Raw genomic sequence first — 21,787 nt, 5'->3', positions numbered from 1 at the left:
GCCGCGACAGTAACCATTGGTAACTGGGTACTTCAACGTGCTATAAGTACCTGATGGTTACCAAGGCAGCTACCGACCCGTCCGCCGGGACCGCACGGTCATGGGCAGGCCGTGGGAACGCGTTCGACCCGGACTGCCCGACCCGGGTCGTCCTCGACCGCGTCGGCGACAAGTGGACCGCGCTGGTCATCGGGGCGCTGTCCGGTGGGGTGCTGCGGTTCTCCGAGCTGCGGGCGGCGATCGGCGGGGTGGCACCGAAGGTCCTCACCCAGACCCTCCGGGCCCTCGAGCGCGACGGCCTCGTCACCCGGACGGTCCACGCCCAGGTGCCGCCACGGGTCGACTACGAGCTCACCGACCTGGGTCGGTCCCTCGGAGGGCCGCTCGCGACGCTCACCGACTGGGCCGAGACCCATGTCGGCCAGATCCTCGCCGCGCGGGAGCGCGCAGAGGCCGCCGCCGACCACGCCTGACTCTCCCAGCGGTCGATGTGAACGCGCCCGGACATCCGGGCGCGTTCACATCGACCCGACGGGGCCGGTGGGTCAGAGGCGCACGACCATCTTCCCGGTGTTGCCGCCGGAGAGCAGGCTGCGGAACCCCTCGACGGCATTCTCGATGCCCTCGACGGCGGTCTCGCGCCAGGCGATCCGGCCGTCGGCCAGCCACGCGGCCATCTCCTTCTCGAACTCCGGGCGCAGGTCCTCGTGGTCGCTGACCAGGAACCCACGCAGGGTCAGCCGCTTGCCGATCGCCTGGAAGAGGTTGCTCGGTCCCGGCACCGGCTCGGTGGCGTTGTAGGCGGAGATGGCACCGCACATGGCGACGCGTCCCTGCGGGCGCAGCGCGGAGATGGCTGCTTCGAGGTGGTCGCCGCCGACGTTGTCGAAGTACACGTCGATGCCCTCCGGGGCAGCCTCCTTGAGGCCGGCGGCGATGGGCTGGGCCTTGTAGTCGACGACGTGGTCGAACCCGGCCTCGTCCACGGCCCACTTCACCTTGTCGGGACCACCCGCCGAGCCGACGACGAGCGAGGCGCCCTTGAGGCGGGCGATCTGGCCGACCAGGGAGCCCACGGCGCCCGCGGCAGCCGAGACGAAGACCCGGTCGCCCTCGCGGAACTCCGCGGTGCGGACCAAGCCGGCGTATGCCGTGCGGCCGGTCATGCCCATGACGCCGAGGTAGGCCGACGGCGAGGCCAGGTCGGTGTCGACGACGCGCGCGTACCCGGCCGGGACCAGCGCACGGGTGCGCCAGCCGAGGGGGTGGACCACGGTGTCGCCGACCTTGACGGCGGCACCGGTCGCGTCGGTGACGCCCGCGCCGACAGCCTCGACGACGCCCACGGCGTCACCGGTCATCGGCTGGTCGAGCTCGAACGGCGGCACGTACGACTTCGAGTCGTTCATCCGCCCACGCATGTAGGGGTCGACCGACAGGAAGGTGTTGCGCACGAGCAGCTGTCCCTCACCGGGTTCGCCGAGCTCGGCCTCCACGAGGGAGAAGTCTGCGTCGACGGGCTCGCCGTGGGGGCGGCGAACGAGGTGCCACTGGGTGCTGGTCGTCATGGGTTGCCTTTCAACGAGGGGTAGGCCCGAGAGATCCGGACCCTTGGCAGCAACCGGCGCCCACGCGGCGCTGTTCCCCGGTTGGCGTGAGGGTGGCGTGTCCCACACGCCGACTGCGACGGCCCACGGCAGCCCGGGCCCTGCAGCCGGAAATGGATGCGGGGGTTGCGGTGTTGGACGCTAGGATTGACCACGACAACTGAACAGCGTGTGTGTGAGCACCCCGTGCGTCGAGCAGCAGCCTTGTGAGCAGCGGCACCGGAGCATGGGGGTGATCGGTTTCGACATTGGTCGGCATGTCAGGGGAAGCGGGTCGAGGATGCCTGGTCATCTCGTAAACGCTCCCGGCAAACCAATAGGTGCCAATTCCAAGCGCACCGACTTCGCCCTCGCCGCCTGAGCGAGCCACGAAGTCCGTCAGCCTGAGCTAGTTCTCGACTCAGTGTCTGGCGTCAACTAGAGAACTTGCTGCGCAGTCATGTCGGGGGACTGCGCGGGACTCTTACTCGACTGGGCCTGTCAGCGGACGTGTGCGTGCGAGCGCTGGGGCCGAGAAAATCCATAGCGCACTGCACCCGGAGAAGCCCTGGTTTCCCGTCAATGGACGCGGGTTCAATTCCCGCCACCTCCACCACCTGTGTTCGCACACACGCACCAGCTGTCAGAAGGGCCCGGCTCAGGCGCCGGGCCCTTCGTCGTCCCTGCCGCTGACCTGCGAGGATGGCGTGATGCTGCGCGATGACACGACCCACGAGGAGCGGATCGGGTCCCGGGACCTGGCTTCCTGGCCGACGCCCCTCGGCCGCACCGTCGCCCGGGCCGGGATCGCCGTGGGACGGCGCGCGGTCCGCCTCGGCGCCTGGGGCGCGGCGAACCTCGTCCTGGTCCTCACGGCGCTGGTCGGTGGCATCGCCGTCGTCGCCCTGACCGCGGTCACGGCCGCCGTCTACGACTCGGTCGTCGAGGCCGACGGCATCGCAGGGCTCGACCGACCGGTGCTCGACGCAGCGATCGGGTGGCGCGGCCCGGGCCTCGACCACGCCATCACCCTCTACACCGACGTGGGTGGCCCGATCGGCATGCCGATCCTCGCCGTGATCGCCACCGTCATCATGGTGTGGCGCTGGCGGGCGCGAACTCCGTTGGTGCTCATGGTGATCGCCGCGGTGGGTTCCTTGGCCATGACGGTCGCAGGCAAGCAGATCATCGGCCGGGCGCGGCCGCCGCAGTCGCTGGCCGTGCCGCCGTTCGAGACCTCACCGTCGTTCCCCAGCGGCCACACCCTCAACGCCACCGTCCTCACGGGGGTCGCCGTCTACCTCGTGCTGCGGCGGCTCGAGTCCGCGCGTGCGCGGACGCTGACCGTGACGGCGGGTGTGCTGTTCGTGGTGTCGATGGGGCTCAGCCGGGTGTTCCTGGGTCACCACTGGCTGACCGACGTGGTCGCCGGCTGGGCGTTGGGCCTGGCCTGGGTCGCGGTGGTCGTGACGGCGCACCGGCTCTACCTCACGGTCCGTCGTGCCACGCCCGACCGCGCCGCCGCGGTCGAAGGTGCCTCCGTCTCGAGCTAGGCGAGGTCGGCCACCCAGTGGTCGCCCTCCGGGCGGAAGCCGAGCCGGGCGTAGTACGGGTTGACCACCTCGTGCACCTTCTCTGACCGCGCTCGCGCAGCAGCCGGACGATGAACCACACGTTGATCCCGGCGATGACCACGCCAGTGTGACGCACCTACGCAGGCCCCGACCCCCACCGACCGCCACGGTCGGTGGGGGTCGGGGCCGGCAGCGCGGGGTCAGGCCTTCTGCTGTGCCTGCTGCGCCTCGACGTCGGCCTTGACGGCCACCATGTCAAGGCCCTTGACCTGGGTGATGACGTCCTCGAGCATCGGCGCGGGCAGGGCACCGGCCTGGGCGAAGACGAGGATCCCGTCCCGGAACGCCATGAGCATCGGGATCGAGGTGATGTTGGCGGCAGCGGCGAGAGCCTGCTCAGCCTCGGTGTCGACCTTGCCGAACACGATGTCGGGGTGCTGCTCGGAGGCGGCCTCGTAGACCGGCCCGAAACGCTTGCACGGGCCACACCACTCGGCCCAGAAGTCGACGAGGACGGTGCCCTCCTCGAGGATCGTCTTCTCGAAGTTCTGTGCGGTCAGGGTCGTGCTAGCCATGTGTCTGCTTCCAGTCCCAACGGACCACGACGGTCGTGGTCACGGTGTGCTCGCCCAGCTCGACGGAGGTGTCCGCCGCACGACTGGCCATCATGGCCATCCGCGGCTGGGGTCCACCCGGGACAACGTCCCAGAGCTCGCGGACCTTCCCCAGCTCGCGGCCGGCCAGGGCGGCATACTGCTCCGCCTTGGCTCGCGCGTCCGCGAAGGCGGCCTCGCGTGCCCGCGCCAGCAGGGGTTGCGGGTCGGCCACGTCGAGCCCGATGTGGTCGATCGTGAGGGCGTTGCCGGCCACGCCGGCGAACGCGTCGACGAGCGTGCCGACGAGGTCGGCGTCGCGGACCGTCACCGAGAGGTTCTGGTATGCCGTGTAGCCCACGACCGTGTCGCCCTCCAGGGCGTGCCGCGGGTGCACCCCGGTGTCGGTCGTGCGCAGGTCGGTGGCTGCCACGCCGTGGTCGCGAGCGGCCTGCGCCAGCCCGGCGGCCCGGCTCCCGGCGCCGGCCAGGGCCGACGAGACGTCGTCGGCCTCGACCCGCACACCGACCTGGAGGCGCACGACGTCGGGCACCGCGGAGGCACGTCCGGTGCCGCTGACCTCGAGGTGGCCGTCCATTGGCCCAGCCTAGGCCGGTCCGGCCCCGGGCGGCCCATGCTCGGCCGGCGCTGGGCGGTGCTGGTGTCAGGAAGTCGTGGTTGGCTGGTCGCTGCATCCTCGACGGAAGGCCTGGCACGACCCATGACGCAGGAGACGAGCACCGTCCGCACCGACCTCGACCTGGACGAGGTCCGCAGGTACTGGGACGACTTCGCCGCGGAGTACGACAGCTACCCCGACCACGGGCTCCTCGAGTCGGACATCCGGGCCGCCTGGAAGGACCTGCTGCGCACGTGGCTCCCGCCCCGCCCGTCACGGGTGGCCGACCTCGCCTGCGGCACGGGGTCGATGAGTGCCCTTGCGGCCGAGCTCGGACACCACGTCGACGGAGTCGACCTGTCCAGCGAGATGGTCGCCATGGCCCGCGCCAAGACCGCCCCGTTCGGCGGTGCCGTCGACATCGTCCAGGGGGACGCGGGAGCGCCGCCCCTGGCCGCCGGCACGTTCGACGTCGTGCTGGCGCGGCACATCCTCTGGACCCTCCCGGACCCGATCGCGGCGCTGGGGTCCTGGGTGGAGCTGCTGCGGCCCGGGGGTCGGCTCGTCCTGGTCGAGGGTCGGTGGGGACTCGAGCCGGCCGATGGGGCCGGGGGTTCGTGGGGCTCGGGGGTCCCGTCCGAGCAGCTCGCCAAGGCCGTGGCCGACCTCGTGGGCAGCACGCCGTCCGTGGTCCAGCTGTCCGACTCCACCTACTGGGGCAAGGAGATCGACCAGGAGCGCTACCTCCTGACGGTCCAGCTGCCGAGCTCGTCATGAGGAGCCACCGTGGCTGAGCTGGGTGGCGAGGCGACCACTGGCGCGGCATCGGCGTCCTCGGGGTCGTCGGCGACCGCGAGCCGCGCTGTGCAGCTCGTGGGGTGGGTCTTCGTCGTCCTCGCCGCGCTGATGGTGCCGTGGACGGTCTACCTCGCCCTCCAGCTGCCCACCTCGCACCCGTCCGCGCACTACGACCTGGCGTGGGGCGGCTTCGACGTGGGGATGATGCTCGCGCTCGGCGCGACCTCCTGGGCGGCGTTGCGGGTGCACCCGAGCCTGCCGTCGTTGGCGGCGGTGACGGGCACCCTGCTCGTGGTGGACGCGTGGTTCGACGTCGTGACCTCGCCGGACGGCGACGAGCTGTGGGTTGCCCTGGCCATGGCCCTGCTGGTGGAGCTGCCGCTCGCGGGGCTGTGCCTCTGGCTCTCCGTGACCGGTCACCAGCTCGTGGTCCGGCGCCTCCACCGCCGGTGGCGCAGGCGCAGCCGCAGGAGTGCCGGTTTGCGCCCCGGCCACTGAGCCGCCACCCTCCTCGGGTGAGTGATTCGAGCAGCAGCACCGCGACCGACGCCGCCACGCCGGAGTCCGAGGGACCCCCGGCCAGCCTGCAGGCCGGGCTCAAGCCACGGCACGTCACCATGATCTCCATCGCCGGAGTCATCGGGGCGGGCCTGTTCGTCGGCTCCGCCAAGGCGATCGCCACCGCCGGGCCGGCCGTCCTCATCGCCTACGCCATGGCCGGCACCCTCGTGGTCCTGGTCATGCGCATGCTCGGCGAGATGGCCACCGCCCAGCCCGACACCGGTTCGTTCTCCACGTATGCCGATCGTGCCCTCGGCCCGTGGGCCGGCTTCTCCATCGGCTGGCTCTACTGGTGGTTCTGGGTCATCGTCATCCCGGTCGAGGCGACCGCCGGCGCGCTGATCCTCGGTGACTGGTTCCCCGGGGTGCCGCAGTGGGCGTTCGCCCTGCTCATCACCGGTCTGCTCGTCGTCACCAACCTGTTCAGCGTCGGCAACTACGGCGAGTTCGAGTTCTGGTTCGCGCTGGTCAAGGTCATCGCGATCGTCGCCTTCATCGTGGCCGGCGCGCTCGCGATCTTCGGCCTGCTGCCCGGCTCGAAGACCTCGGGTGTCAGCAACCTGTGGCAGGCGGGCGGGTTCATGCCCAACGGCTTCGGGGCCGTGCTCTCGGCGATGCTCGTCACGATGTTCACCTTCATGGGCACCGAGATCGTCACCATCGCAGCCGCCGAGTCGCCCAACCCCGAGGCCGGCATCCGCAAGGCCGTCAACTCGGTGATCTGGCGTATCAGCCTCTTCTACCTCGGCTCGATCTTCGTCGTCGTGGCGCTGGTGCCCTGGAACGACCGTTCCATGGTCGACGGGAACTCCGGCTCCTACCAGGCCGCCCTCGAGCGGATGGGCCTCGGCGGCCTCACGACCGTCCTCGAGTTCGTCATCCTCACGGCCGTCGCGAGCTGCCTCAACTCCGCCCTCTACACGGCGTCGCGCATGGCCTTCTCGCTGTCCACGCGCGGTGACGCCCCCGCGGGCTGGTCCCGCACCACCAGCCGGGGGGTCCCGGCCAACGCGATCATCGCCAGCTCGGTCGTCGGCTTCCTCGGGGTCATCGGCAACTACCTGCTGCCGGAGAAGATCTTCGGCTACCTGCTGGCCAGCTCGGGTGCCATCGCGCTGTTCGTCTACCTCGTCATCGCGCTGTCGCAGCTGAAGATGCGACGCCAGCTCGACGACCAGGGCACCAAGCCTGCCGTGCGCATGTGGCTCTACCCGGGCCTGACCTACGCCACGATCATCTTCATCGTCGGGGTCCTCGTGCTCATGCTGGTCCAGGAGGGGCACCGTCTCGAGCTCGGCCTGAGCCTGGCTCTCGCCGCGGTGATCCTCGCGATCGGTGTCTCCCGACGGGGCATCGGCGGCCACCGGTCCGCCGAGCAGGGGGCGGGCAGCGCACGCCGCTAGCGGCGTCACCCGCACCCCCTCGGGGACCGGTCGGCGAGACCCGCCGTGCCCCAGTTCGGCCTACCCCGCGGTAATCGGGACAATGCACGTCATGACCGCCGTTCCCTCCGTGTCCAACTCCATCACCGTCCGACTGACGCTCCCGGCCCGCGCCACCGCGGTCTCCGAGCTCACCGGGGTCATCGAGAGGTGCGGAGGGCTGGTCACCGGGCTCGACGTCACCGCATCGGGCTCCGACCGCATCCGGGTCGATGTCACGGCTGCTGCGCGTGACACCACGCACGCCGACGAGATCGTCGAGCAGATGCGCGCAGTCCACGGTGTCGAGATCGGCAAGGTCTCCGACCGCACCTTCCTCGTCCACCTCGGCGGCAAGCTCAAGATCGAGTCCAAGGTCCCGATCCGCAACCGCGACGACCTCTCGCTGATCTACACGCCCGGGGTCGCCCGCGTCTGCATGGCGATCGCCGAGAACCCCGCCGATGCCCGTCGCCTGACCATCAAGCGCAACACCGTCGCCGTGGTCACCGACGGCTCGGCCGTCCTGGGCCTGGGCAACATCGGCCCGCTCGGGGCGCTCCCGGTGATGGAGGGCAAGGCCGCCCTGTTCAAGCGGTTCGCCGACATCGACGCCTTCCCGATCTGCCTCGACACCCAGGACACCGAGGAGATCATCACCGCGGTGAAGGCGATCAGCCCGGTGTTCGCCGGCATCAACCTCGAGGACATCTCCGCCCCGCGCTGCTTCGAGATCGAGGCCCGGCTGCGCGAGGAGCTGGACATCCCCGTGTTCCACGACGACCAGCACGGCACCGCGATCGTCACCCTCGCGGCCCTGCGCAACGCGCTCCGCGTGGTCGGCAAGGAGCTCAGCGCCTCCAAGGTCGTGCTCAGCGGCGCCGGCGCTGCCGGCACCGCGATCCTCAAGCTGCTGCTCAAGGCCGGTGCGCAGGACGTCGTCGTCGCCGACCAGTACGGCGTGGTCCACAGCGCGCGCGAGGACCTCGCCGCGGACGGGCAGGAGAACCTGCGCTGGGTGGCCGAGCACACCAACACCCGCGGGCTGTCCGGGACCCTCAAGGAGGCCGTCGCCGGCGCCGACGTCTTCATCGGTGTCTCCGCCCCCGGCATCCTCGACGGCGACGACATCGCCACGATGAACGACAAGGCGATCGTCTTCGCGATGGCCAACCCCGAGCCCGAGGTCGACCCCGTCGCAGCCGCCCAGCACGCCGCGGTCGTGGCGACCGGTCGTTCGGACTTCGCCAACCAGATCAACAACGTCCTGGTCTTCCCCGGTGTCTTTCGCGGCCTGCTCGACGCGGCGTCCACCTCGATCGACCTCGACGTGATGCTCGCGGCGGCGAAGGCGCTGTCGGAGGTCGTGCACCCCGACGAGCTCAACGCGGCCTACATCATCCCCAGCGTCTTCCACCCTGACGTGTCCAAGGTGGTCGCGGCCGCCGTCAAGGCCGCGGTGCTCGGGCAGGGCCCCGAGGCGCAGGAGCGTGCGGCGGTCGCCGCGGCGGCCTCACCCTCGGGCGACGAGGCCGAACTCATCGGCTAGCAGCTCCAGGCTGCGCAGCTTCGCCTCGACGTCGGGCGTCGGCGCCACGAGCGTGATCTCGTCGGCGCCCGCCTCGTCGGCCAGGGCCGTGAGGCCCTTGGCCACGTCGGGCGCAGAGCCGGCGAAGACGCGTCCCTCGAGGCTGGGAGCGATGCGCGCGAAGTCGTCGGAGAGCCGGAACTCGCGGATCTCGGCAGCGCTGGGTCGGGTGGTGTCACCGCTGCGGATGCGCCGCATCTGCAGGGCCCAGCCCGCACGGAAGTCGGCCGCGACGTCCTCGTCCTCGGTCGCCAGCGCCAGCACCGAGATGATGACGCGCGGTGTGTCGCCGACCAGCCCGGGGCGGAAGTTGCGGCGGTATGCCTGCAGGGCGTCCACCGCGAGCTCGGGCGCCATGTGGTGGGCGAAGACCGTGGTCATGCCGTTGGCGGCCGCGAACGACGACCCCCACCCGCTCGAACCGAGCATCAACAGCTCCGGTGAGGTGTCCACGACCGGGGTGGCGAGCACCGCCTTGAACGGGTGGTCGTCGGGCCAGGTGTCCGACAGGAACGCGAGCAGCTCGCCCGCCTGCTGCGGGAAGTCGTCTGCCGACAGGGCTTCACGCGAGCGACGCAGCGCGTACGCGGTGAGCTGGTCGGTGCCGGGCGCGCGCCCGAGGCCGAGGTCGATGCGTCCGGGGTGCAACATCTCCAACGTCTTGAACCACTCGGCCACCTTGAGCGGGGAGTGGTTGGGCAGCATGATCCCGGCCGCGCCGACGCGGATGCCGGACGTCTGGCCGGCCAGGTGCGCGATGAGGATCTCGGGGGAGCTGCTCGCCAGGCCGGCGAAGCTGTGGTGCTCGCTGATCCAGTACCGGGCGTAGCCGAGCCGGTCCGCGGCCTGCGCCACCCGCGTGCTGCGTGCGATGGCATCCTGCGCGCTCTGCCCCGCGGGGACGTCGACGAAGTCCAGCAAGGACAACGGCCGGGTGTGCGGCGTGGCCGGGTCCGGTGCCGTCCGCCTGCTCGAAGGGTCGGTCGTCGGGTCGCTCGTCTGCAGGGTGTTCGGTTCGGTGGTTGGTTCGCTCGTCGCAGTCACGTGGTGGCCAACACCGGCGGACGGTGACCGATTCCGCGGAGGGCGACCACGCCGCATACGCTCAGCGGGTGAGCCAGCGCACCGACCAGACGCACGCCCCCGCCGGGGCGCGCTCGCGGTGGTCGAGGGTGCGGGTGCTCGCCGTGGCGGTCCTGGTGGTGCACTTCGCCGCGCTGTACTGGCCGCGGATCGACATCCAGGGGCCGGTGACCTGGACCGACAAGGTGGTGCACGTCCTGCTCTTCGGCGTGCCGGCGCTGCTCGTGCTGCGCGCCTGGCCCCGGGCCTGGCCGGCCGTCGCCCTGCTGGCCGTGCACGCCCCGTTGAGCGAGCTGGCCCAGCACGCCTGGCTGCCGCACAGGTCCGGCGACGTGTGGGACGCCGTGGCAGACCTCGGGGGAGTCGTGGTCGGCGTCACGCTGGCCGTGGTCTGGCGGCGTCGCTGACGCTGGTAGTCTTACGGGGCTCAGTTCGGCAGGCGCCTGGCAGCGCCACCGGAGGCACAGTGGCCTCACCACGTTTTCCCGACTCCGACTGAGTCCCACCGGATGACAACTGTTGATCCGGTCCATCGGGCGCTGATGCGCCTGAGGCTCGTCTTCATCGTCGCCCTCGCCAGGTGGCTCGAGACGTGTCTACCTCGAGCACCTGAAGTGAGTTGAACATCTGTGCCCAAGAACGACCGATCCGGCGCGCCCAAAAAGGCCCGTTGGACCCCTGACCAGAAGGCTGCCGCGAAGAAGGGGCCCAAGAAGGCCCACCGCGGACAGTCCGCTGCCGGCGGATCCGCCACCTCCCGTCCGGCCCGCGACGCCGACCGCCTGGCGCGTCGCGAGTTCAGCCGTGACGACAGCCGCGGCGACCGCCGCCCCACCACCGACCGCGGCCCCCGCCGTGAGTTCTCCCGTGACGAGCGCCCCGCGCGTTCGGTCAACCGTGACGACCGGCCCCAGCGCCGCGACTCCCGTGACGAGCGCCCCGCGCGTTCGTTCAACCGTGACGACCGGCCCCAGCGCCGCGAGTTCAACCGTGACGACCGCCCGGTCCGTCGCTTCGACCGTGACGACAACCGTGGCCCGCGCCGCGAGTTCTCCCGCGATGAGCGCACCCAGCGCAGCACCTACTCCCGTGAGGACCGCCCCGTGACCCGCTTTTCCAATGATGACAACCGTGGCCCGCGTCGTGACGCCGGCCGTGACGACCGCCCGCAGCGTTCGTTCAACCGCGACGACCGTCCGGCCCGCACGTTCAACCGCGACGACCGCCCGGCCCGTTCCACCGATGACCGTCCGGCCCGCACGTTCAACCGCGACGACCGCCCCGCGCGCTCGTACGACCGTGACGACAACCGTGGCCCGCGTCGTGACGCTGGCCGTGACGACCGTCCGGCCCGCACGTTCAACCGCGACGACCGCCCCGCGCGCTCGTACGACCGTGACGACAACCGTGGCCCGCGCCGTGAGTTCACCAGCGACCGCCCGCAGCGTTCGTTCGACCGCAGCGACCGCCCGCAGCGCTCGTTCGACCGCAACGACCGTCCTCGCTTCGAGGACCAGGTCGACCCCGAGGCCGAGCGCATGGAGGCTGACACCTGGGTGAAGGCCACCCGCAAGAGCGTCGACGGCCCCGTGGACGTGGCAGAGGACAACGGCTTCGCCGCCCTCGGCCTCTCGCCCCGACTCGTCGAGCGCCTGGCCCGCGATGGCATCACCACGCCGTTCCCGATCCAGAACGCCACCATCCCGGACGCGATGGCCGGCAAGGACGTCCTTGGCCGTGGCCAGACCGGCTCCGGCAAGACGCTGGCCTTCGGCCTGCCCGCCCTGTCGCGCCTCGACAACGGCCAGAAGGCGTCCCCGCGCCGCCCCCGCGCCCTCGTCATGGTCCCGACCCGCGAGCTGGCCATGCAGGTCTCCGACGCGCTCGAGCCCCTCGTGCACGTTCTCGGGCTGCGCCACAAGCTCGTCGCCGGTGGCCTGTCCTACACGACCCAGATCAACGCCCTGAACCGTGGCGTCGACCTGCTCATCGCCACCCCGGGCCGCCTCAAGGACCTCGTCGAGCGCGAGGCCGTCATCCTCGACGCCATCGAGATCTGCGTCCTGGACGAGGCCGACCACATGGCCGACATGGGCTTCATGCCCGAGGTCACCGCGATCCTGGACCAGATGCCCGCGGGCGGTCAGCGCATGCTGTTCTCCGCGACCCTGGACAAGGGCGTCGACAAGCTCGTCGAGGGTTACCTCACCGACCCGGTGACACACTCGACCGACGACGCGAAGGCCTCAGTCACCACGATGGAGCACCACGTGCTCCTCATCGACCCGATGCACAAGAAGACGATCACCGCCGAGGTCGCCAACCGCTCCGGTCGCACCGTCGTCTTCGTGCGCACCAAGCTCGGTGCCGACCGCGTGGCCATGCAGCTGCGCGAGCAGGGTGTCTTCGCGGCCGCCCTGCACGGTGGGCTCAACCAGGGTGCGCGCAACCGCGTCCTCGGTGCCTTCCGTGACGGCAGCCTCCCGGTGCTCGTCGCCACCGACGTCGCCGCCCGCGGCATCCACGTCGACGACGTCTCCGTCGTCCTGCAGGTCGACCCGCCGGCCGACCACAAGGACTATCTGCACCGCTCGGGCCGCACCGCCCGCGCCGGTGACAAGGGGACCGTCGTGACCCTGGCCCTCCCGCACCAGCGCCGCACCATGGAGCGCATGGCCCGCGAGGCCGGCATCGACGCGGTCCCGACCAAGGCCGTCCCCGGCGACGAGCGCCTCGCGGCGACCGGCGCCGTCACCCCCAGCGGCATCCCGGTCCCCGAGGACCAGGTCCGTCGCGTCCTCGAGGGTGAGAAGCGCGGTGGCCGCCGTCCCGGTGGACACGGTGGCCCGCGTGGCGGTGGCCCCCGCGGTGGCGGCCCCCGTGGCCCGCGTCAGGGTGGCGGCAACCGCTCCTACGGCAGCGACCGCTCCGGCGGCCCGCGTAGCGAACGCAGCAGCTACTCGCGCTGAGCCAGCCCGCGTGACCGAGCTGCGCCGAACCCTTCGTTGAGGGCGGGCGTGACTCACCCGTTCAGCCCAGAGCCCCGGTCCCCGTGACCGGGGCTCTGGCGTGGGTGGGCATGATGGGGGTGTGGACGGTGACCTGTCGGGCAACCTGCTCGTGGCGACACCCCAGATCGAGGACGGGGTGTTCTGCCGCAGCGTCGTGCTGCTCCTGCACCACGACGCCGAGGGTGCCCAGGGTGTGGTCCTCAACCGGCCGATGGAGGCGCGCATCGACGCCGTCCTGCCCGACTGGCAGGCGCACGCCACGGCCCCGGCCGTGCTCTTCGAGGGTGGTCCCGTCGGCCGGGACAGCGCCCTGGGCCTGGTCACCGCGCCCGGCGACGTCGAGCCCATGGGGGTCAAGCGCCTCTTCCGTGGCCTGGGCCTGGTCGACCTCGACACACCTCCTGCCATCGTCGTCCCGGAGGTCGCCGGCCTGCGGATCTTCGCCGGGTATGCCGGGTGGTCACCGGGGCAGCTCGAGGACGAGGTCCGGGCGGGGAGCTGGTACGTCGTGGAGGCCGAGGGGCGCGACGCCTTCGACGCCGACCCCGAGCAGCTCTGGACCCGCGTCCTGAGGCGTCAGCGCGACCACCTCGCGTTCGTCGCGACGTTCCCAGCCGACCCCGAGATGAACTGACCGCTCGGGGCGAACCCTGCTGCGCGGCATACACTCGGGCGCATGAGCGAGCCCCAGATCCCCCTGGACGACCCGCTGGCCCCCGCGGCGCAGCCCTCCACCTCGACCGCCGTGCTGGAGCGCGAGCAGGTCGAGGAGCAGCTGCAGGAGCCCGGCGACCACGAGCGCTTCTCGCACTACGTGCGCAAGGAGAAGATCCTCGAGAGCGCGCTCTCTGGTGACCCCGTCGTCGCCCTGTGCGGCAAGGTGTGGGTGCCCGGACGCGACCCGAAGAAGTTCCCGGTGTGCCCCACCTGCAAGGAGATCTACGACGGCCTCCGGGCGCCGCAGGACGGCGGGGAGTAGACGCAGGTTCCCTGACCTGCCCTTTCGGGGTGGATTCTTGACCGGGAGCTACCTCCTGTTGAGGTGGGCTTGCCGGTGGGGCACCTAGCGTCGGTGCGTCGGCCCCGGTCACCGCAGGCCGGGCGCCCTGCGAAAGGACGCTCATGACGCTTCGCCCACGCACCGCCCTCACCGCCCTCGTCCTCGGCATCACCGCCGTCGGACTCGGCCACGGCACCGCCGTCGCCCAGCCGATGGCCGGGGAGGACTCGGTCGCCGCCACGTGCGAGACGCACACCGACGCCGTGAACTCCGCCCGCTCGGCCAAGGGGGGCAACCGGGCCGACCCGCACGAGTTCAGCCAGGCACAGGTGGACCGCGCCGAGGCGCAGTTCTACAAGGACCTGGCGGCGAAGGGCTACACCACGACCCCCAGCGGCAAGCTGGCGAAGTCCGGTGACAGCAAGCGCCCGACGGCGACCGCCTTCGCCGCGACCACGGTCGACGTCTACTGGCACGTCATCACCAACGGGACGAGCGGCAAGCTCACGACGTCGCAGATCAACAGCCAGCTCACGGTGCTCAACAACGCGTATGCGTCCTCGGGCTTCTCGTTCCGCCTCGCCGGCAGCGACACGACGACGAACGCGGACTGGTACAGCATCGCCTTCCCCGCGAGCGGCGCCGAGCCCAGTGACGCCAAGGCCATGAAGACCGCCCTGCACAAGGGCACCAAGGCCGCACTGAACCTGTACTCGACGACCTTCTCCGACGGCACGCTGGGCTACGCCCAGTTCCCGTCCACCAACAACACCACCCTCGACGGGGTCGTGCTCGACTACCGCAGCATCCCCGGCGGCAGCCTGTCCCCGTACAACCTGGGCGACACGGCGACCCACGAGGTCGGCCACTGGGTCGGGCTCTACCACACGTTCCAGGGCGGCTGCTCGGGCAGCGGCGACTCGGTGGGCGACACCCCTGCCGAGGCCTCGCCTGCGTTCGGGTGCCCGACCGGCCGTGACACCTGCACCGCCACCGGTCTGGACCCCATCAAGAACTTCATGGACTACACCGACGACTCGTGCATGAACACCTTCACCGCAGGCCAGACCACCCGCATGCAGAACCAGTGGCTCACCTACCGCAACTGACCTCCGCCACGGCAGCTGACCGACGCCGCCACCCTGCGGGTGCTGACGTCTAGCACATCCCGAGGCCCCGCCAGCGATGGCGGGGCCTCGGCATGTCGTTTCCCGGCACCGGCTAACGTGGCCGCCCTATGAGTACCGCCGCCGCTTCGCACCTTTCACCAGCATTCCCGGAGCGGGCGGCGTGGGGCACGGCGTCCAAGCTCCGCGCCTGGCAGCAGGCCGCGCTCAGCTCCTACCTCGAAGCCGACCCGCGCGACTTCCTCGCCGTGGCCACCCCCGGTGCCGGCAAGACGACCTACGCGCTGCGCCTGGCCACGGAGCTGCTGGGCCGCGGCACCATCTCCGCGGTGACGATCGTGGCCCCGACCGAGCACCTCAAGACCCAGTGGGCCGAGGCTGCCGCCCGAGTCGGCATCCACATCGACCCGAAGTTCTCCAACTCCTCGGCCCGGCACTCCAGCGAGTACCACGGCGTCGCGCTCACGTACGCGCAGGTCGCCAGTCGACCCCAGCTGCACCGCACCCGCACCGAGACGGCCCCCACCCTGGTGATCCTCGACGAGATCCACCACGGCGGCGACAACCTGTCGTGGGGCGACGCCATCCGCGAGGCCTTCGAGCCCGCCGCCCGGCGCCTGGCCCTCACCGGCACCCCGTTCCGCTCCGACACCTCGCCGATCCCGTTCGTCACCTACGCCGAGGACCGCGACGGCATCCGCCGCTCCTCCGCCGACTACACCTACGGGTATGCCGAGGCGCTGCGGGACGGGGTCGTTCGGCCTGTCCTCTTCCTCGCCTACGGCGGGGCGATGCGCTGGCGCACCAAGGCCGGCGACGAGATCGCCGCCCGGCTGGGGGAGATGCTCACCAAGGACTCGATGGCCCAGGCCTGGCGCACGGCGCTGGACCCCAAGGGAGAGTGGATCCCGTCGGTCCTCGCGGCTGCGGACAAGCGGCTGACCGAGGTCCGCCGCGGGGTCCCGGATGCCGGTGGGCTCGTCATCGCCTCCAACCAGACCGCGGCCCGTGCCTACGCCAAGATCCTCGAGTCGATCACGGGGGAGAAGGTCACCACCGTCCTGTCCGACGACGCCGGGTCCTCCGAGCGCATCGAGGAGTATGCCGCGAGCGAGTCGCGCTGGATGGTCGCCGTGCGCATGGTGTCCGAGGGGGTCGACGTGCCCCGGCTCTGCGTGGGGGTCTACGCCACCTCGACGTCCACCCCGTTGTTCTTCGCCCAGGCCGTGGGCCGGTTCGTCCGGGCCCGCCGCCGCGGTGAGACGGCGTCGGTGTTCCTGCCGTCCGTGCCGGTGATCCTCGAGCACGCGGCCCGGCTCGAGGACGAGCGGGACCACGCCCTCGACCGCGTCACCAAGGACGACAACAGCGCCTCGGCGATGTGGGCCGAGGAGGACGCGCTCCTCGAGGCGGCCAACCGGACCTCGCGCACCCCGGACATGGACCAGATGACCTTCGAGGCGCTGGAGTCCGACGCGGAGTTCGACCACGTGCTCTTCGACGCCAAGCAGTTCGGCCTCAACGCGGTCGTCGGGTCCGAGGAGGAGCAGGAGTACCTCGGCCTGCCCGGCCTGCTCGAGCCCGACCAGATGTCGTTGCTTCTGCACGAGCGGCAGACGGCGCAGCACGGCCGTCGCCCCAAGGCCGCGGACGCGCAGACGGCCGTGTCGGCCCACCGTGCCCTCGCGGCCCAGCGCAAGGAGCTCAACAAGCTCGTCGCCGCCTACGCCCGCAAGAACAACGCCCCCCACGGTGTGGTCCACAACGACCTGCGCCGCGCGTGCGGCGGACCGTCGCTGGACGAGGCGACCTCCGACCAGGTCAGCGCCCGCATCGACAAGATCCGCGCCTGGTTCGTCGGCCGCCGCTGACGCGACGACACGTGCCCGACGTCCCGGCCCGGGGCTCAGCCGCCTGACTGCACCAGCGGCAGGGTCCGCAGCGGGATGCGGGTGGCCAGCGAGATGGTCGTGTTGGCCCGCACCACGTGCCGGTCGTCGACCACGGCGTCGATCACGCGCTGCAGGTCGGCGTTGTCCCGCGCGACGATGTGGATGAAGACGTCACCGGAGCCGGTGATCGTGTGCGCCTCGAGGACCTCGGGGATCCGCTCGAGGTGCTGGACCACGGGGGAGTGGCCACGGCCCTGGCGGATCTCCAGCGTGCAGAACGCCGACACCGGGTAGCCCATGGAGGCCGGGTCGAGCTGGGGCGCCCAGGACCGGATGACCCCGCGGGAGACCAGCCGGTCGAGCCTGGCCTGCACCGTCCCGCGCGCGACGCCCAGCTCCCGGGAGGCCCCCAGGACCCCCATCTGCGGGTGGTCGGAGAAGAGCGTGAGCAGGCGGCGGTCCAGGTCGTCGAGCAGCATGGGCACATTGTCCACCATCGACCCGGCATGGGCAGGCACTGTGTGCACACTGTGCAACGCGGCGGCATACGGTTGCACACAGTGGGGCGAGCCGCCACGCTGCAGCCATGACGGACACCACCCTTGACCTGACCCCGCAGGAGCGCGAGGCGAACCTCGACATCGAGCAGCTGAAGCAGCTCGTCGGGCTCGTGGAGTACGACGAGACGAAGGACCCGTTCCCGGTGACCGGGTGGGATTCCATCGTCTTCGTCGTCGGCAACGCGACCCAGACCGCGCATTACTACATCTCCGCGTGGGGCATGGAGCTCGTGGCCTACGCAGGTCCCGAGAACGGCCAGCGCGACCACAAGTCGTTCGTGCTGAAGTCCGGCTCGATCCGCTTCGTCATCAACGGTGCGGTCACCCCCGACAGCCCGCTGATCGCCCACCACGCCAAGCACGGCGACGGTGTCGTCGACATCGCCCTCGAGGTCCCGGACGTCGACAAGTGCGTCGCCCAGGCGAAGGCCGCCGGCGCCCGCGTGGTGCGCGAGGCCGAGGACATCAGCGACGAGCACGGCACCGTGCGGATCGCCTCGATCGCCACCTACGGCGAGACGGTCCACAGCCTCGTCGACCGGTCCCGCTACACCGGCCCCTACCTGCCGGGCTACGTCGCGAAGACCTCCACCTTCGAGAAGCGCGACGGTGCGCCGAAGCGGCTCTTCCAGGCCCTCGACCACATCGTCGGCAACGTCGAGCTCGGCAAGATGGAGGAGTGGGTGACCTTCTACAACAAGGTCATGGGCTTCGTGAACATGGCCGAGTTCATCGGCGACGACATCGCCACCGACTACTCCGCGCTCATGTCCAAGGTCGTCGCCAACGGCAACCACCGCGTGAAGTTCCCGCTCAACGAGCCGGCCATCGCGAAGAAGAAGAGCCAGATCGACGAGTACCTCGAGTTCTACGACGGCCCCGGCGCCCAGCACCTGGCCCTCGCGACGAACGACATCCTGCGCACCGTCGACGAGCTGCGCAAGGAGGGTGTGGAGTTCCTCGACACCCCCGACTCCTACTACGAGGACGAGGAGCTTCGCGCCCGCATCGGCAACGTCCGCGTGCCGATCGAGGAGCTGCAGAGCCGCAAGATCCTCGTCGACCGGGACGAGGACGGCTACCTCCTGCAGATCTTCACCAAGCCCCTCGGCGACCGCCCCACGGTGTTCTTCGAGATCATCGAGCGCCACGGCTCGCTCGGCTTCGGCAAGGGCAACTTCAAGGCCCTGTTCGAGGCCATCGAGCGCGAGCAGGACGCCCGCGGCAACCTCTGAGCCACAAGGGTCACGAGACCAGGAGAGGGTACGGCGCGTGGTCACCACGCGCCGTACCCTCTCCTCGTCGGGACGACTCCTCTCGTCCAGGCACCACGACCCCGGGGGAACCATGAGCACGGAGAAGACCGACCCGCAGCGCAAGGTGCCCCGCTCACGGGGTGACGAGCTCGCCCGGCTGCTCGGTGGGCTGAGCCCCCTGGACCGTCGCATGCTCGTGGCGGTCCTCGCGACGCCCGTCGTGGCAGTGGGGACGATCTGGCTGGCCACCGAGCTCGACCGTCCCGCGCTCTACTTCGGCCTTCCGTTCACGGTCGCCGGGTTCGTGCTAGGCGTGCGGGCGATCTGGAGGTACTCGCGCGAAGCAGGTGACCGGGACCTCGTGTCCGGTCGCGGTCGGCGGGCGCTGATGGTGGCCGCGGTGCTCACCCTCGTGGGTATCTGCCTGCCCCTCGGCCTCGTGGCCTCAGGCTGATCGGGCTGGCCGCGGTCCCCCGGACTCCGCCTCTCGGGGCGGAGCCCGGGGGAGGCGTCAGACGCGCTGGGCCAGGCGGGCGTTGCGCCGGCCGTACACGAGGTAGATGGCGAGGCCGACGACCATCCAGATGAGGAACCGCAGCCAGGTCTCCAGCGACAGGTTGGTCATCAGGTAGAGGCAGGCGAGCGCAGACAGCACCGGGATGAGCGGGTTGAACGGCACCCGGAACGGCCGTTTCATGTCGGGGCGGGTGCGGCGCAGGATCGGCACCGCGATGGACACGACGACGAAGGCGAACAGCGTGCCGATGCTCACGAGGTCGGCCAGGTCCTTGAGCGGGATCAGGGCGGCGAGCAGCGCCACCATGACGATGGTGCCCATCGTGATCCGGTACGGCGTACCCCACTTCGGGTGCACCTTCGCCACCGCGGGCGGCAGCAGCCGGTCGCGGCCCATCGAGAAGCCGATGCGCCCCATCGCGACGATGTCGACGAGGATCACGGACGTGAGGCCGGCGACAGCCGCGATGGAGATGAGCGTGGCGGCCCAGCCTGCCCCGACCGCCTCGAAGGCGCTGGCGATCGGCGCTCCCTCGTTGAGCTTGCTGTACGGGACCATCCCCGTGATGACGAGCGAGACGCCGATGTAGAGCACGGTGCAGATCCCCAGGGTGCCGAGCAGCCCGAAGGGGAGGTCGCGGGCGGGCCGCTTGGTCTCCTCGCCGAGGTTCGCGACGGCCTCGAAGCCGGTGTACGCGAAGAAGACGACCGCTGCCGCGGTGAGCACCCCGGCGAAGCCGAACGCCGTCGGAGCGATGCCGAACAGGGCCTGGCCCAGGGGCTGCTTGATGCCGGAGACGTTGTCAGCGACGGGGCGTGCCGGCGGGATGAACGGCGTGAGGTTGGCGCCCTTGACGAAGAACGCGCCGGCGACGATGACGAAGACGCAGATGGCGACCTTGACCGCCACCAGCGCGTTGGTGACGCGGGCGCTCTCGCGGATGCCGAGGATGGCCACGAGCCCGAGGACGAGGACGATGGCCACGGCCCCGACGTTCACCGGTGCCTTCTCGCCGAACAGCGAGGTGGGCAGGTTGAACAGCTGCTGCATGTAGCCGGACCAGCCGCGGGCCACGACCGCTGCACCGAGGGCGAACTCGAGGATGAGGTCCCAGCCGATGATCCAGGCGAAGACCTCGCCGATCGTCGCGTAGGCGTAGGTGTACGCGCTGCCGGCGGTGGGGACCGCTGCGGCCATCTCGGCGTAGCACAGTGCCGCCAGCAGGCTGACCAGCCCGGCGATCGCGAAGGAGATGACGACCCCGGGGCCGGCGTGGTTCTTGGCCTCGATGCCGGTGAGGGTGAAGATGCCGGTGCCGATGACGATCCCGATGCCGAACCCCATGAGGTCGCCGGCACCGAGCCGCCGCTTGAGCCCGCTGGCGCTGCTGTCGCCCTCGGTGCCGGGATCACCCGCCTGGGCCAGGACGTCCTCGACGGGTTTGGTGCGAAGGATCGAGTCACTCATGGGCATTCACCCTAGGTCGGCCACCGCCGCGCCGCGCGCCAGCAGGGACAGCCGTGCGTGAGAGGCTGACCCCATGCAGACCCCCACGCGCGCCGGCTGGTTCGACGACCCCGAGAACGACCAGCAGCTGAGGTACTTCGACGGCGTCGTCTGGACCAAGCACACCACTCCTCGCTCGACCCGTCCGGCCTCGGCCGTGCCCGCGCAGCCGGGCCAGCAGCAGTACCCCGGCCAGGGACATCCGCCGCAGTACCCCGGCCAGACCCAGAGTGGCTCCGGCGAGCAGCCCGGGGGCGGGCAGGGGCAGGGCGGACAGCAGGCGCAGGGCGGTTCCCAGGGGCAAGGCGGCCAGCCCGGCGGGCAGTCGCCCGCGGGGTGGCAGGCCCCCAACCCACAGTTCCCCGGTACGCCACAGTCCGGGCAGTGGAACACGCCGACCCAGGGTCAGTACGGCACCCCCCAGTACCCCGGCCAGCAGGGCCAGTACCCGGGTCAGCAGGGCCCGTACCCGGGTCAGCAGGCACCGTGGAACGCTCCCGGCTACGGCGCGTTCTCCGTGGGTCCCACGACGCCGGACGGTCAGCCCCTGGCGTCCTACGGTCGGCGGGCCGGCGCCTTCCTCATCGACTGGGTGATCCAGTCGATGGTGGCGGCCGCGCTCGGCTACGTCTTCCTGTCGCGGGCCTTCAGCAACTACTTCGCGGAGGTCGACCGGTTCACCCGTGAGGCCCAGAACGGGCAGCAGCCCGACCTCACCGCGCTGTCCAACAGCATCGACATCGGGTCGCTCGTGGCCTACAGCCTCGTGGCGATCCTCGTCTTTGCCCTCTACCAGGTGCTCTTCCTCAGCCGGCTCGGGGCGACACCCGGCAAGCTGCTCCTCGGGATCAGCGTGCGCCAGCGCTCGCAGCCCGGACCGCTCCCGATGCCGGTCGTGCTGCGCCGCGTGGGTTTTGCCGCGGTGCTCTTCGTCCTTCAGCCGGTGCCGGTGCTGGGCTTCATCGCCCTCATCGTGCGGGTGCTGGACCTCGCCTGGCCGGCGTGGGACGACAAGCGCCAGGCCCTGCACGACCGCGTCGCCGGCACGAACGTCGTCAAGGGCAAGCAGCAGCGCCCCTGACGTCAGCGGGCGGA

General features: G+C 70.9%; 22 protein-coding genes and 1 other RNA gene. 16 read left to right on the top strand and 7 right to left on the bottom strand.

What is annotated here, in order from left to right; genetic code table 11:
* Positions 1 to 53 precede the first annotated feature (53 nt).
* Positions 54 to 473, top strand: a complete 420-nt coding sequence (locus tag ABEG17_RS02030; RefSeq protein ID WP_406831581.1) for a winged helix-turn-helix transcriptional regulator — start codon at positions 54 to 56, stop codon at positions 471 to 473.
* A gap of 72 nt (positions 474 to 545) precedes the next feature.
* On the opposite strand, the gene ABEG17_RS02025 is transcribed toward ABEG17_RS02030, so the two are convergent.
* Positions 546 to 1,568, bottom strand: a complete 1,023-nt coding sequence (locus tag ABEG17_RS02025; RefSeq protein WP_406831580.1) for an NADP-dependent oxidoreductase — start codon at positions 1,566 to 1,568, stop codon at positions 546 to 548.
* A 267-nt stretch (positions 1,569 to 1,835) separates the two neighbouring features.
* On the opposite strand from ABEG17_RS02025, the gene ssrA reads away from it, so the two are divergent.
* Both ssrA and ABEG17_RS02015 read left to right on the top strand, forming a co-directional pair.
* Positions 1,836 to 2,202: a transfer-messenger RNA gene (ssrA, locus tag ABEG17_RS02020) on the top strand.
* A gap of 94 nt (positions 2,203 to 2,296) precedes the next feature.
* Positions 2,297 to 3,139 (top strand): phosphatase PAP2 family protein, encoded by an 843-nt coding sequence (locus tag ABEG17_RS02015; protein ID WP_406831579.1) that lies wholly within the window; start codon positions 2,297 to 2,299, stop codon positions 3,137 to 3,139.
* Here ABEG17_RS02015 and ABEG17_RS02010 read toward each other — a convergent pair.
* From ABEG17_RS02010 to ABEG17_RS02000, 3 genes are all read right to left on the bottom strand, one after another.
* Complete coding sequence (locus ABEG17_RS02010; protein WP_406831578.1) at positions 3,136 to 3,258, bottom strand: hypothetical protein; 123 nt, start codon at positions 3,256 to 3,258, stop codon at positions 3,136 to 3,138. The two genes, ABEG17_RS02015 and ABEG17_RS02010, sit on opposite strands and share 4 nt — an antisense overlap.
* Positions 3,259 to 3,360: 102 nt before the next feature.
* Positions 3,361 to 3,735: a thioredoxin gene (gene trxA / locus ABEG17_RS02005; RefSeq protein WP_406831577.1), complete on the bottom strand. Its 375-nt coding sequence runs from the start codon at positions 3,733 to 3,735 to the stop codon at positions 3,361 to 3,363.
* Entirely contained in the window at positions 3,728 to 4,351 is a 624-nt protein-coding gene (locus ABEG17_RS02000; RefSeq protein WP_406831576.1) for an SIMPL domain-containing protein, read from the bottom strand. Before ABEG17_RS02000 ends, trxA begins: the two co-directional genes overlap by 8 nt.
* A 123-nt stretch (positions 4,352 to 4,474) precedes the next feature.
* Between ABEG17_RS02000 and ABEG17_RS01995 the strand changes: the two genes are divergently transcribed.
* From ABEG17_RS01995 to ABEG17_RS01980, 4 genes are all read left to right on the top strand, one after another.
* Positions 4,475 to 5,149, top strand: coding sequence for a class I SAM-dependent methyltransferase (locus ABEG17_RS01995; RefSeq protein WP_406831575.1), 675 nt, complete (start codon positions 4,475 to 4,477; stop codon positions 5,147 to 5,149).
* 9 nt (positions 5,150 to 5,158) lie between these two features.
* The gene (locus ABEG17_RS01990) at positions 5,159 to 5,668 is read left to right on the top strand and encodes a hypothetical protein (RefSeq protein ID WP_406831574.1); all 510 of its coding nucleotides are present in this window, start codon (positions 5,159 to 5,161) and stop codon (positions 5,666 to 5,668) included.
* A gap of 17 nt (positions 5,669 to 5,685) precedes the next feature.
* On the top strand, positions 5,686 to 7,134 hold the full coding sequence (locus ABEG17_RS01985; RefSeq protein WP_406831573.1) for an amino acid permease: 1,449 nt from the start codon (positions 5,686 to 5,688) through the stop codon (positions 7,132 to 7,134).
* A 91-nt stretch (positions 7,135 to 7,225) separates the two neighbouring features.
* The gene (locus tag ABEG17_RS01980; RefSeq protein ID WP_406831572.1) at positions 7,226 to 8,701 is read left to right on the top strand and encodes an NAD-dependent malic enzyme; all 1,476 of its coding nucleotides are present in this window, start codon (positions 7,226 to 7,228) and stop codon (positions 8,699 to 8,701) included.
* Here ABEG17_RS01980 and ABEG17_RS01975 read toward each other — a convergent pair.
* Positions 8,666 to 9,784 carry an LLM class flavin-dependent oxidoreductase gene (locus ABEG17_RS01975; RefSeq protein WP_406831571.1) on the bottom strand — a complete coding sequence of 373 codons (1,119 nt, stop codon included), beginning with the start codon at positions 9,782 to 9,784 and terminating at the stop codon, positions 8,666 to 8,668. The genes ABEG17_RS01980 and ABEG17_RS01975 overlap by 36 nt on opposite strands.
* A gap of 68 nt (positions 9,785 to 9,852) precedes the next feature.
* Here ABEG17_RS01975 and ABEG17_RS01970 point away from each other — a divergent pair, with 68 nt between their 5' ends.
* The 6 genes from ABEG17_RS01970 to ABEG17_RS01945 all read left to right on the top strand — a co-directional run bounded on the left by ABEG17_RS01970 (position 9,853) and on the right by ABEG17_RS01945 (position 16,832).
* Positions 9,853 to 10,230 (top strand): VanZ family protein, encoded by a 378-nt coding sequence (locus tag ABEG17_RS01970; RefSeq protein WP_406831570.1) that lies wholly within the window; start codon positions 9,853 to 9,855, stop codon positions 10,228 to 10,230.
* Between the two features lie 222 nt (positions 10,231 to 10,452).
* Complete coding sequence (locus tag ABEG17_RS01965; protein WP_406831569.1) at positions 10,453 to 12,792, top strand: DEAD/DEAH box helicase; 2,340 nt, start codon at positions 10,453 to 10,455, stop codon at positions 12,790 to 12,792.
* Positions 12,793 to 12,913: 121 nt separating this feature from the next.
* Positions 12,914 to 13,468 (top strand): YqgE/AlgH family protein, encoded by a 555-nt coding sequence (locus ABEG17_RS01960; protein ID WP_406831568.1) that lies wholly within the window; start codon positions 12,914 to 12,916, stop codon positions 13,466 to 13,468.
* 42 nt (positions 13,469 to 13,510) lie between these two features.
* Positions 13,511 to 13,813, top strand: a complete 303-nt coding sequence (locus ABEG17_RS01955) for a DUF3039 domain-containing protein (protein WP_406831567.1) — start codon at positions 13,511 to 13,513, stop codon at positions 13,811 to 13,813.
* Positions 13,814 to 13,956: 143 nt separating this feature from the next.
* Positions 13,957 to 14,943, top strand: a complete 987-nt coding sequence (locus ABEG17_RS01950) for a zinc metalloprotease (RefSeq protein WP_406831566.1) — start codon at positions 13,957 to 13,959, stop codon at positions 14,941 to 14,943.
* A 128-nt stretch (positions 14,944 to 15,071) separates the two neighbouring features.
* Positions 15,072 to 16,832, top strand: coding sequence for a DEAD/DEAH box helicase (locus tag ABEG17_RS01945; RefSeq protein ID WP_406831565.1), 1,761 nt, complete (start codon positions 15,072 to 15,074; stop codon positions 16,830 to 16,832).
* A gap of 35 nt (positions 16,833 to 16,867) precedes the next feature.
* Here ABEG17_RS01945 and ABEG17_RS01940 read toward each other — a convergent pair whose 3' ends face one another.
* Positions 16,868 to 17,332 carry an Lrp/AsnC family transcriptional regulator gene (locus ABEG17_RS01940; RefSeq protein WP_406831564.1) on the bottom strand — a complete coding sequence of 155 codons (465 nt, stop codon included), beginning with the start codon at positions 17,330 to 17,332 and terminating at the stop codon, positions 16,868 to 16,870.
* Between the two features lie 107 nt (positions 17,333 to 17,439).
* On the opposite strand from ABEG17_RS01940, the gene hppD reads away from it, so the two are divergent.
* Together hppD and ABEG17_RS01930 are read left to right on the top strand one after the other, a co-directional pair.
* Positions 17,440 to 18,648 carry a 4-hydroxyphenylpyruvate dioxygenase gene (gene hppD / locus ABEG17_RS01935; RefSeq protein ID WP_406831563.1) on the top strand — a complete coding sequence of 403 codons (1,209 nt, stop codon included), beginning with the start codon at positions 17,440 to 17,442 and terminating at the stop codon, positions 18,646 to 18,648.
* Positions 18,649 to 18,760: 112 nt separating this feature from the next.
* Positions 18,761 to 19,123: a hypothetical protein gene (locus ABEG17_RS01930; RefSeq protein WP_406831562.1), complete on the top strand. Its 363-nt coding sequence runs from the start codon at positions 18,761 to 18,763 to the stop codon at positions 19,121 to 19,123.
* A gap of 57 nt (positions 19,124 to 19,180) precedes the next feature.
* Here the strand turns inward: ABEG17_RS01930 and ABEG17_RS01925 are convergent, their stop codons facing one another.
* Positions 19,181 to 20,653 (bottom strand): amino acid permease, encoded by a 1,473-nt coding sequence (locus tag ABEG17_RS01925; protein ID WP_406831561.1) that lies wholly within the window; start codon positions 20,651 to 20,653, stop codon positions 19,181 to 19,183.
* Between the two features lie 73 nt (positions 20,654 to 20,726).
* On the opposite strand from ABEG17_RS01925, the gene ABEG17_RS01920 reads away from it, so the two are divergent.
* Positions 20,727 to 21,773, top strand: a complete 1,047-nt coding sequence (locus ABEG17_RS01920; protein WP_406831560.1) for an RDD family protein — start codon at positions 20,727 to 20,729, stop codon at positions 21,771 to 21,773.
* Positions 21,774 to 21,787 lie beyond the last annotated feature (14 nt).

Origin of the sequence: Pedococcus sp. KACC 23699, assembly GCF_045348425.1 — a bacterium.
Classification (GTDB): Bacteria; Actinomycetota; Actinomycetes; order Actinomycetales; family Dermatophilaceae; genus Pedococcus.
The sequence above is the reverse complement of the archived record's forward strand: the minus strand, read 5'-3'. Positions and strand labels throughout refer to the sequence as shown.